Raw genomic sequence first — 9,746 nt, 5'->3', positions numbered from 1 at the left:
TATCCGGCCCGGGCGCGCCCGGGCCGGATACGCTCCAGCCATGACACCGCCCGAACCCTCGTGGTCCGCCTCCGCCGAAGCCGGACTCGCCGCCGCGCGGGCGATGTTCGACGCCGACACGGCGTCGGCCGCGCTCGGGATCCAGTTGGAGGACCTCGCGCCAGGGCGGGCCGTGCTGCGGATGAAGGTCACGCCGGGGATGGTCAACGGCCACCGGATCGGGCACGGCGGGTATGTCTTCCTGCTCGCGGACAGCGCGTTCGCCTGCGCCTGCAACAGCCACGGTCCCGTGACGGTCGCCGCCGGCGCCGACATCGTGTTCGTCGCCCCCGTGTCCGAGGGCGACGAACTCGTGGCGACCGCCGAGGAGCGCACCCGTTACGGACGCAGCGGCGTCTACGACGTCACGGTTCGGCGCGGCGGAGAGGTCGTGGCCGAGTTCCGCGGGCGCAGCCGCAGCGTCAAGGCCTGAGCGGCGGGGCGGGGTTCAGCCGCCCAGGAAGGACAGTACGCCGGCCTCCACGCCCGGATCGGTCAGCAGGTCGTTGTGCTTGAGGCAGCCCGCGTCGGTGTTGACCGCTCCCGTCAGCGCGACGCTGCTGTTGGGCACGATCTGCTCGTCGCAGTGCGACCAGAAGGTCGCGTACGCGGTGGGTCCGGGCGTCTCGTCGCCCTGGTCGAGGTGGCTGACGACGTACGAGCCCGGCGTCATGTCCCGGCAGCCCTGGTTCCACAGCGCGCAGCCCCAGGCGAGGTCGGTGCCGTGGTTGGGGCCGCCGAGGGAGACCCAGTGCCGCACGACCGACGTGCCTCCGCCGTACTCCAGGAACCACCGGGTCGGCAGGCTGCCCTGCGAATGCGCCACGATGTCGACCTGCGTGGCGCCGGTCTGCGCCCGCACCTGGGCGACGTAGGCGGCGAACTGCCCGGCCAGCACCTCGTTGGTGGACTGGCTGGTGTCGTAGCCCCAGGCGAAGAGCTGACTGTCCGCGTAGCCCGCGCTGCGGAACGCGGTCTCCATCGTGCCCCAGACACCCGGGTCGGCGTTGTGGCCGTGGACGAAGATCACCGGAATGCGGGCGGCCGTGGCGACGGCAACGTGCGGGTGGGGCGCGGCGGCCGCGTAGCCGGGCGCCGAGGCGCCCAGCGCCAGTGCGGTGGCGAAGGCGACCGCGACCGCGATCCGGCCGCCGGAACGGAATCTCATGACGGCTCCCTGGGAGGTGGTGGTGGCTCAACCCGCCGACGGCGACAGGTCCGGCAGCACGGCCGGGTCGATCGCGCCGGTGCGCTCGCGCTGCGGGAACACCCCGACCGGCACGCGGGCGAGTTCCCTGCCCGTCGCGTAGTCGATCACCGAGACGGCGTTCGCCTTGCTGAGCGAGACGAAGCAGAGCGTGCCGTCCGCGCTGCTGGTCGCCCAGTACGGCAGGCTGCCGGCCGGGTAGGTGACGGTGCCGACCGTCGAGCCGTCGGCCGCGTTCACGACCGACGCGTAGTCGTCGATGGTGCCGGCGTCGCACACCCGCGCGTTGTCGCCGGAGAGCGCGAGTCCGTGGTGGGCCGAGTTCTGGGGGTAGTTGTCGGGGCTGAGGGCCGCGCCCGCCGCGCTGTACGGCATCGGGTAGGTGCGCACCTGCCTGCCCGTCGACAGGTCGAACTGCGCGAAGCCGTTCAGGTAGGACAGGTCGGTGAACATGGTCCGGCCGTCCGACTCGACGACGTTGGGGCGGATCCCGTGCGGGAAGAGCCAGACCTGCACGACCTGCAAGGTGTGCGCGTCGACCTTGGTCAGCTGGAACGTCCCCTTGGCCCACTCCATCGACTGCGGCAGCGAGGTGACGCCGATGCTGGAGTTGTAGATGTAGCGTCCGTCGGCGGTGTAGTCGTTCTGGTGCGGGTACGTCCCGGTCGGGAACGAGCCGACGACGGAGCCGTTCGAGGTGTCGAGGACCTCCGCCTTCTGCGCGGTCGTGGCGGAGACGACGTACCGGGTGCCGTCGGGGGAGAGGGCGGCGTGGTCGGCCTTGAACCCGTCGAGGCGGGTACGCCACAGCTGCGCGCCGGTGGCGATGTCGTAGGCGGCGACGTCGTCGAGATTGCCCCGCGAGACGTACAGGGTTCGCCCGTCGGGCGAGAGTTGGGCGTCGTCCACCCAACGGTTGCCGCCCTCCACGGAGGTGACGGTCTGGAATCCGGCCCACTGCACCGGGTCCATCTCGGCGATCCGCTGCTGCGCGTCGGCGGTGACGTTCAACGAGCCCAGGTTGGCGAACGTGTGGGCGTCGATGAAGCTGACGGTGCCGGCCTGGCTGTTGCCCACGATCAGGACATCCCGCAGGCCGCTGGTGGCCGTCGTCCCCGTGGTCGCGCCGGTCGCCGCCTGGGCCGTCCCGGCCGGCGGCCCGGCGAGCGCCGCGCCGAGCAGCAGCGCGCCGCTGAGCGCGACGACGGTGGTCCGTAAGGTGCCGATGGCCCGCATGACTGCCTCCCCGCTGAGGTGCTCACCTCAAAGTCGTCAATGGCTACTCGACGGTAGGCAGTTGTGGTTCAACAGCCAAGCCCTGTGCAGCGGGGATTTCTCGCGTCGGGTCCGACGCGTCAGGTCGGCGGGTCAGGCGGTCGCGCCGTCGTCGACGACGAGGTCGTGGCCGACGACGAAGCTCGACTCGTCCGAGGCCAGCCAGAGCACGGTCGCCGCGACCTCGGCCGGGTCGCTGACGCGGCCGGCGATGACGTCGGCGGCGATCCAGTCGACCTTGCCGCCGCCCGGCCGGATCCGGGCGGCGGCCTCGGCGGCGTGGTCCGGATCGCGTGCCGCCAGCACGACGGTTGCGCCTCGCTCGGCGAAGGCCTGGGCGGTGGCCCCCGCGAGGGCTCCGGCGCCGCCGGTGATCAGTACGACCCTTCCGTCGAATCGAGCGTTCATGGATTCCCCCATCTGGATCGATCGGTCTTGAAAGGAGCGGCCCGAGCGCCTCGGATCAGGCGAGGGCCGACGCTGCCACGCGGGCCGCGTCCCGCAGGCGGGCTGCGGCGTCAGGGGTGCGTTCGAGGACGCGCACGCCCTGCAGGAAGACCAGCAGGAAACGGGCCAGGGCTCGCGGCTCGGCGTCCGGGCGCAGTTCGCCCTGTGTCCGGGCGCGCAGCAGCGCCGAGGTGAGCGTGGTCTCCAGGTGCGCCCAGCTGGCCTCGACCAGCCGCGCCACGCCCGCGTCGCGGTCGGCCAGCTCGACGGCGCTGTTGACGACCATGCAGCCGCGGGGCCGGTCGTTGTCGGCGTCTGCGCCGACGTAGGTGTCGATCAAGGCCCTGACTGCCGGCAGCACCGGGCCGGGCTGCGACAGGGCCGTCATCACGTGCGGGTCGGTGGTGTCGAGATATCGCTGCAGCGCCTTGGCGAAAAACTCCTGCTTGCCGCCGAAGGTCGCGTAGATGCTGGCCCGCGCGACGCCCAGGTGGGCGACCAGGTCCGCCATCGACGTGGCCTCGTAGCCGTGCCGCCAGAACAGCTCGACCGCCCGGTCCAGCACCGCGTCCGGGTCGAAGTCCTTCGTCCTCGCCATGGTCGAGAACCTAGGCGAAAGAAGAATGATCGGTCAAATATCGAGCGGGTCAGCGGCGGCCGGTCGCGCGCGGAGCCGGGGCCGGGCTCGCGTGGGAGGATGGAGGGCGCGGCCGAAGGAAGTGGCCTGGGATGTCCGAACTGCTGCGGCGCCGGGGGCCGGACGAGGACGCCCCCGGGGGCCGGACACCGGGCACAGGGCGGATGTCGGGGCGGGCCGCGCGCGTGGGCAGGAGGCTCTGGACGCTGCCCTTCCGCCCCTGGGCGCGGGTGCTGCTCGGGCTGTTCGCCGCGCTGTTGATCTGGGTCAGCTGGTCGCTCGGCCAGGCGCTCACCGCGCCCGGTGACGACAGCGTCGCCGCACGGGTCGCGGACTGGGGACGCAACAACCATCTCGCGCCCGTGGTCACGCTCGTCGAGACCCTCCAGTACGACCTCAACCCGCCCAAGGTCGGTGGGAAACCGTCCATCGCGCTGCGCCCCGCCGCGCCGCCAGCCGCCGCGCACCACGCCGCGCCGGCGGCCCAGCTCCCGCCCCGGCTGGTTTCGCCCGCCGGGCCGCCGCTGCCCGGCGAGGGGACCTGGCAGGTGCTGCGCACCGTGGCCGGGCAACCCGCCCTGCTCGGCGCCTACCTGCGCCCGGACGCCCAGCACACCTCGTACGTCGCGGCCGTCGCCTCCATGGATCCGCGCCTGCTCCGCTTCCAGCTCCACCCCGGGTGGAGCGATCCCGGCACCGCCGACTGGGGTGTCCCGTACGACGTCCCGGCCGGCGGGCGGTCCGGCCTGGTCGCCACCTTCAACGGCGGCTTCAAGGTGAACGAGGCGGGCGGCGGCTTCTACCTCGACGGCGTCAGCCGGGGAACGCTGCGGCAGGGCGCGGCGTCGCTCGTCTTCTACCGTGACGGCCACGTCGCCGTCGGGGTGTGGGGACGCGACGTGTCGATGAGCCCCGCCGTGGTCGGCGTGCGGCAGAACCTGAAGCTGGTCGTCGACCACGGCGTGGTGCCCGCCGCCGTCGACACCAACATCGAGTCCGGCTGGGGCCTGACCATCGGCGGCGCATACTACGTGTGGCGCTCGGGTGTCGGCGTCACGGCCGACGGCCGGGTCGTCTTCGTGTACGGTCCCGCGCTGTCGGTGCGAACGCTGGCCGATCTGCTGCAGCGGGCGGGCTGCGTGGAGGCGATGCAGCTCGACATCAACCCCGCGTGGATGTCCTTCATGTACTACCGCCCGCCGGCCGGCGGCGCGGACCCGGCGCCGGTCAAGCTGCTGGACGGCCAGCAGCGCCCGGCCGACCGCTACTACTCCACGACCAGCCGCGACTTCGTCGCGGTCTTCGCCCGATGACCGGCCTCCGGCCGGGGACGGCGGGCTTCGGCCCGGCAGGCGTACCGCCGGCCGGAGGGCGGGTGGAACCGGCCCGGCCGGGGGCCGCGCAGCAGGTTGCGCGGGCAGGACGGGCCGGCCACCCGCGGGCGCATGGGTGGGTCACCGCGCGAGCGGTGCTGCGGACGACGCGGCCGCGGCAGTGGCCGAAGAACCTGCTCGTGCTCGCCGCCCCGCTCGCCGCCGGGTCGACCGGGCGGGACGGGCGCGGGCCCGTCGATCTCGCGCTCGCGGTGGGCGCGTTCACGCTCGCCGCCGCGTCCGGGTACTGCGTCAACGATCTCGCCGACCTGGAGCGGGACCGGCGCCACCCCGCGAAGCGGCGGCGGCCGCTCGCCTCCGGGGAGCTGACGGGCACGCAGGGGCGGGTCCTCGCCGTCGTCTTCGCGCTCGGCGCGCTCGCGGCGGCCGCGGCCGTGCCCGGCTGGGGGTTCAGCGCGGTGCTTGCGGGCTACCTGCTGCTCAGCGTCTGCTACTCGCTCGCGCTCAAGCACCTGCCCGGTGTCGAACTCGCGGCGCTGGCCTCGGCGTTCGTGCTGCGGGCGGTCGGCGGCGCGGTCGCCGCCAGGATCCCGCCGTCCGGGTGGTTCCTGCTGGTCTGCAGCCTGGGGGCGCTGCTCGTGGCCGCAGCCAAGCGCGCGGCCGAGGCCGAGCTGCTCGGCAGCGCCGCCGCCCAACACCGGCCCGCGCTCGCCCACTACGGCCCCCGACGCCTGCGCCTGCTGCGCACGCTGCTGCTGGCCGCCACCGTCCTCGCCTACCTGGCCTGGGCGTTGGGCACCGGAAGCGGCTGGCACCTGCTCAGCACCCTCCCGCTGCTCTACGCGCTGCTGCGCTTCGACCGCCTCGTCTCCCGCGACCCGGTCACCCGCGTCGAGGACCTGCTGCTCACCGACCGCCGCCTGGTGGCCGCCGAACTGCTGTGGCTGGCGGCCTTCCTGGCGCCCATGCTCTGAACCCGAAGGACGGTCGTGGAAGGACGGTCATGGCGGAGCCCGAGGTCCTGCTCAGCGGCTGGGGGCGGACCCCGCGCAGCCGCGCCGAGCCGGTCGGGCCGCTGAGCCTGCCCGCGCTGCGCGGGCTGATCGCGAGCCGCCCGGAGCGCGGCCTTGTCGCACGCGGAGCGGGCCGCAGCTACGGCGACGCCGCGCTCAACTCCGGCGGGCTGGTGCTGACCCAGGCCGTCGAACCGTGGCTGCTGCTCGACCCGCACCGGGGACGCGTGCGGGTCTCCGCGTCCGTGGAGTTCACCGAGCTGCTCGCCCGGACCGTGCCGCACGGCTGGCTGCCGCCGGTCCTGCCCGGCACGGCCCACCTCACCGTCGGCGGCGCCGTCGCCGCGGACGTGCACGGCAAGAACCAGCACCGGGACGGCACGATCGCCGCCTGGCTCGACCAGATCGACCTCGTCGACGGCACCGGCACGCTGCGCCGGCTCACCCCGGAGGAGACCCCGCACGCCTTCGGCGCCACGGTCGGCGGGATGGGCCTGACCGGCGTCATCGTCTCGGTGACGCTCCGGCTGCTGCCGATCCGCAGCGCGCTCCTCGACGTCACCACGCGCCGCGCCGCCGATCTGGACGCGCTGATGGACACGCTCGACACCGCCCGCTCCCGGTACGCGGTCGCCTGGATCGACGGCACGGCCCATGGCCGCTCGCTCGGGCGCGGCGTCGTCGACCTCGCCGACCACCACGCCGAGCCCGACCCGCGGCGCGAGCCCGACGGCCCGCGCTACCGGCCGGGCTTGGCGCTGCCCGTGCCCGCGCTGCCCTTCTGCCCGGTCACCCCGCGCACCGCCGCCGCCTTCAACGGCCTCTGGTACCACCGGGCTCCGCGTCTGCGGCAGAGCGTGGCCACCCTCGGCACGTTCTTCCACCGCCTCGACGCGCTCGCCGGCTGGAACCGCGCACTCGGCCCCGCCGGCATCTGGCAGTACCAGTTCGTCGTCCCGGACGCCGAGCGCGACCTCGTCGTGTGCGCGCTGGAGACCCTGCACCGGCATCAGGCCTCACCTTTTCTGGGGACCTTGAAGCGCTTCGGCCCCGCCGACGGCCATCCGCTCTCCTTCCCCGTGGCAGGCTGGTCGCTGGCCGTCGACCTGCCCGCCGCCCGCGCCGGGATCGGCGAGCTGCTCGACGCCCTCGACCGCCTGGTCGCCAAGTCCGGCGGCCGCCTCTACCTCGCCAAGGACGCCCGGATGGACCGCGCCCGCTTCACCGAGATGTACGGTCCGCTGGACGCCTGGCACGAGGCCCGCGCCCGGCTCGACCCGCACGGCGTCTTCCGCTCCGACCTCGGCCGCCGCCTCGGGCTGTGCGAATGAGCGGGCCGCAGAGCAAGCCCCCGCGACGGGTGCTGCTCGTCGGCGGCACCAGCGAGATCGGGATCGCGCTGCTGCACGCGCTCGACCTCGGCCCCGACGACGAGGCGATCCTCGCCGGACGCGACCCGCGGCGCCTCGCCGCGGCCGGCGCGGACCTGCGCTGCCGGGTGACGACCGCCCCCTTCGACGCCCTGGACCCCGCCACGCACACGACGCTGACGGCGCGCGCCTTGGCCGACGGCCCGCTGGACGTGGCGATCTGCGCCGCCGGTGTCCTCGTCGCGCAGGACGTCCTGGACGCGCAGCCGGAGCGCGCGGGCGAGCTGGTGCAGATCAATCTCACCGCCCACGTCACCCTCCTGCTCGCGCTCGCCGCGCGAATGCGCGAGCAGCGCCGCGGCACGATCGTCGTGCTCTCCTCGATCGCCGCGGTCCGCCCGCGCCGGGCCAACTTCGTCTACGGGGCGGCCAAGGCGGGGCTCGACGCCTTCGCCCGCGGCCTGGCCGACCGGCTGCACGGCACCGGCGTCTCCGTCCTGTTGGTCCGCCCGGGCTTCGTCACCGGTCGGATGACCGAGGGCATGGCCCCGGCGCCGCTCTCCTCCACACCGACCCAGGTGGCCGCCGCCGTCGCGGCGGCCCTCGGCCGCGGGCCCGGCTCCCGCACACTCTGGGTGCCGCGCCGACTCGCCGTGCTCGCCGCCGTCATGCGCCTGCTGCCGCGGCCGCTCTGGCGCCGCCTGCCGCGCTGAGCTCGCCCCCCGGGGGGCAGCCGTCAGCCGTCCAGGTGTGTCGGCGCGAACATCCGCAGCACTGTCGGCAGCACCACCACGGACGGCCCGGGCGTGGCCAGCGCCGCGGCGAGGTCGTCGCGGAGCCGTTCCGGGGTGGTCGAGCACGCCGGGACGCCGAAGGACTCCGCCAGCCGGACGAAGTCCGGGCGGGTCAGCTCGGTGCCGGTGGCCGCGCCGAAGGAGTCGGCCATGTACGCGCGCAGGATGCCGTAGCCGCCGTCGTCGACGATCAGCCAGGTGACCGGAAGGTCGTGCTGGCGAGCGGTCGCAAGCTCGGCCAGGGAGTACATGGCCCCGCCGTCACCGGAGACCGCCAGCACGGGACGCGGCGCCGGCCCGGCCGGGTGCGCGGTCTGCGCCCAGGCCGCCCCGAGTGCGGCCGGATAGGCGTAGCCCAGGCCCCCGGCCCCCTGCGCGGACTGCATCGCTCCGGGGCGCCGCGCGTCCCAGGCCGACCAGGCCCAGTAGCCGAGGATCGTCATGTCGAAGTAGGCCGGTGCATCGTCCGGCAGCGCGTCGCGGACGGCCGCCAGCACCTGCCGCTCCTTCTCCAGCCCCTGGCTGTCCAGCCGCTCGCGCACCCGCTTGAGCAGGTCGACGGAGGCGGCCTCGGCCCGTCCGTCGGCGGGCCGCTCCGGGACCGCCCGGCACAGGGCGGCCAGCGCGAGGGCGGCGTCCGCGTGGATCCCGAAGGCGGGGTGGTTGGACTCCAACTTGCCCGCGTCGGCCTCGATCTGCACGATCCGGCCGCGCGGCGCGAAGGTGTGGTAGTTGCTGGACAGTTCGCCGAGCCCGGAGCCGACGACCAGCAGCACGTCCGCGTCCTCGAGGAGCTCGGTGGTGTGCCGGTCCTCCAGCCAGGACTGCAGCGACAGCGGGTGCTCCCACGGGAAGGCGCCCTTGCCGCCGAAGGTGCAGGCCACCGGGGCACGCAGCAGCTCCGCCAACTCCCGCAGCTGGTCTGCCGCCCCGGCCCTGACCACGCCGCCGCCGGCCAGGATGACGGGCCGTTCGGCCGCCGCGAGCAGCGCCGCGGCCTCGGCGACGAGCTCGGCCCGGGGCGGCACCGGCCGCGGCTCGGCGCGCAGCTCCCGTACCGGAGGGACGTCGGTCGGGGCGAGCAGCACGTCCTGGGGGATCTCCACCCACACCGGACCGTAGGGCACGGTCAGCGCGGACTCCCAGGCCGCCGCGATCGCGGAGGGGATCTGGGACGCGGTGCGCGGCGTGTGCACCGACTTCACCACGTCCCGGAAGCTCGCCCGCTGGTCGACGAGTTCGTGCAGGTAGCCCCGGCGCCGCCCGCCAAGCCCGGCTGAGGGGATCTGGCTGCTGATCGCGAGCACCGGCACCGACGCCGCGGCGGCCTCCTGCAGCGCCGCCAGCGAGGTCAGTGCCCCCGGCCCGGTGGACAGCAGCAGCGGCGCGACGGTCCCGGCCGTGCGGGCGAAGCCGTCGGCGGCGAAGCCGGCGTTGTTCTCGACGCGCAGGCCCAGGTAGCGCAGTGGACCGCGGCCCAGCGCGTCGAAGAGGCCGAGGGCGTGCTGTCCCGGCAGGCCGATCACGCTGTCCGCGCCGAGTGCGGCCAGGGACTCGACGACCAGGTCGCCGCCGAAGCGCGCGGCCCGCGCGGGAGTTGCGCTGCCGCGCGGTTCGGTGGTGTTCACGG

10 protein-coding genes are annotated in these 9,746 nt (G+C 74.5%); 5 read left to right on the top strand and 5 right to left on the bottom strand.

Annotated elements, in window-relative coordinates; translation table 11 throughout:
• The first annotated feature begins 103 nt into the window (after positions 1-103).
• Positions 104-472 (top strand): hydroxyphenylacetyl-CoA thioesterase PaaI, encoded by a 369-nt coding sequence (gene paaI, locus DN069_RS34230; RefSeq protein ID WP_243640147.1) that lies wholly within the window; start codon positions 104-106, stop codon positions 470-472.
• Positions 473-487: 15 nt separating this feature from the next.
• Here paaI and DN069_RS34225 read toward each other — a convergent pair whose 3' ends face one another.
• The 4 genes from DN069_RS34225 to DN069_RS34210 form a co-directional block, all read right to left on the bottom strand.
• Positions 488-1,207: an esterase/lipase family protein gene (locus DN069_RS34225; RefSeq protein WP_111507138.1), complete on the bottom strand. Its 720-nt coding sequence runs from the start codon at positions 1,205-1,207 to the stop codon at positions 488-490.
• A gap of 27 nt (positions 1,208-1,234) precedes the next feature.
• Entirely contained in the window at positions 1,235-2,482 is a 1,248-nt protein-coding gene (locus DN069_RS34220) for a YncE family protein (protein ID WP_111507137.1), read from the bottom strand.
• A 132-nt stretch (positions 2,483-2,614) separates the two neighbouring features.
• Positions 2,615-2,929 carry an SDR family oxidoreductase gene (locus DN069_RS34215; protein ID WP_111507136.1) on the bottom strand — a complete coding sequence of 105 codons (315 nt, stop codon included), beginning with the start codon at positions 2,927-2,929 and terminating at the stop codon, positions 2,615-2,617.
• Between the two features lie 55 nt (positions 2,930-2,984).
• Positions 2,985-3,566 carry a TetR/AcrR family transcriptional regulator gene (locus DN069_RS34210; protein ID WP_111507135.1) on the bottom strand — a complete coding sequence of 194 codons (582 nt, stop codon included), beginning with the start codon at positions 3,564-3,566 and terminating at the stop codon, positions 2,985-2,987.
• Between the two features lie 131 nt (positions 3,567-3,697).
• On the opposite strand from DN069_RS34210, the gene DN069_RS34205 reads away from it, so the two are divergent.
• Genes DN069_RS34205 through DN069_RS34190 form a run of 4 tightly spaced genes read left to right on the top strand, consistent with a single transcriptional unit; the run spans position 3,698 to position 8,035 of the window.
• A complete protein-coding gene (locus tag DN069_RS34205; protein ID WP_111507134.1) occupies positions 3,698-4,918 on the top strand; it encodes a phosphodiester glycosidase family protein in 1,221 nt (406 codons plus the stop codon).
• On the top strand, positions 4,915-5,913 hold the full coding sequence (locus DN069_RS34200; protein ID WP_111507133.1) for a decaprenyl-phosphate phosphoribosyltransferase: 999 nt from the start codon (positions 4,915-4,917) through the stop codon (positions 5,911-5,913). Before DN069_RS34205 ends, DN069_RS34200 begins: the two co-directional genes overlap by 4 nt.
• Before the next feature lie 29 nt (positions 5,914-5,942).
• Complete coding sequence (locus DN069_RS34195; protein ID WP_111507132.1) at positions 5,943-7,283, top strand: FAD-binding oxidoreductase; 1,341 nt, start codon at positions 5,943-5,945, stop codon at positions 7,281-7,283.
• Complete coding sequence (locus DN069_RS34190) at positions 7,280-8,035, top strand: SDR family NAD(P)-dependent oxidoreductase (RefSeq protein ID WP_111507131.1); 756 nt, start codon at positions 7,280-7,282, stop codon at positions 8,033-8,035. The genes DN069_RS34195 and DN069_RS34190 overlap by 4 nt, the downstream gene beginning before the upstream one ends.
• 23 nt (positions 8,036-8,058) lie before the next feature.
• On the opposite strand, the gene DN069_RS34185 is transcribed toward DN069_RS34190, so the two are convergent.
• Positions 8,059-9,744: a thiamine pyrophosphate-binding protein gene (locus DN069_RS34185; protein WP_111507130.1), complete on the bottom strand. Its 1,686-nt coding sequence runs from the start codon at positions 9,742-9,744 to the stop codon at positions 8,059-8,061.
• Between the last annotated feature and the right edge of the window lie 2 nt (positions 9,745-9,746).

The sequence above is a fragment of the Streptacidiphilus pinicola genome (genome assembly GCF_003258295.1).
GTDB lineage: Bacteria > Actinomycetota > Actinomycetes > Streptomycetales > Streptomycetaceae > Streptacidiphilus > Streptacidiphilus pinicola.
The sequence above is the reverse complement of the archived record's forward strand: the minus strand, read 5'-3'. Positions and strand labels throughout refer to the sequence as shown.

Bases quoted from the DNA above. Each gene is read 5' to 3' on its own strand.
- DN069_RS34215 (WP_111507136.1), bottom strand. From the start codon at position 2,929: ATGAACGCTCGATTCGACGGAAGGGTCGTACTGATCACCGGCGGCGCC.
- DN069_RS34225 (WP_111507138.1), bottom strand. From the start codon at position 1,207: ATGAGATTCCGTTCCGGCGGCCGGATCGCGGTCGCGGTCGCCTTCGCC.
- paaI (WP_243640147.1), top strand. From the start codon at position 104: ATGTTCGACGCCGACACGGCGTCGGCCGCGCTCGGGATCCAGTTGGAG.
- DN069_RS34220 (WP_111507137.1), bottom strand. From the start codon at position 2,482: ATGCGGGCCATCGGCACCTTACGGACCACCGTCGTCGCGCTCAGCGGC.
- DN069_RS34200 (WP_111507133.1), top strand. From the start codon at position 4,915: ATGACCGGCCTCCGGCCGGGGACGGCGGGCTTCGGCCCGGCAGGCGTA.
- DN069_RS34195 (WP_111507132.1), top strand. From the start codon at position 5,943: ATGGCGGAGCCCGAGGTCCTGCTCAGCGGCTGGGGGCGGACCCCGCGC.
- DN069_RS34190 (WP_111507131.1), top strand. From the start codon at position 7,280: ATGAGCGGGCCGCAGAGCAAGCCCCCGCGACGGGTGCTGCTCGTCGGC.
- DN069_RS34205 (WP_111507134.1), top strand. From the start codon at position 3,698: ATGTCCGAACTGCTGCGGCGCCGGGGGCCGGACGAGGACGCCCCCGGG.
- DN069_RS34210 (WP_111507135.1), bottom strand. From the start codon at position 3,566: ATGGCGAGGACGAAGGACTTCGACCCGGACGCGGTGCTGGACCGGGCG.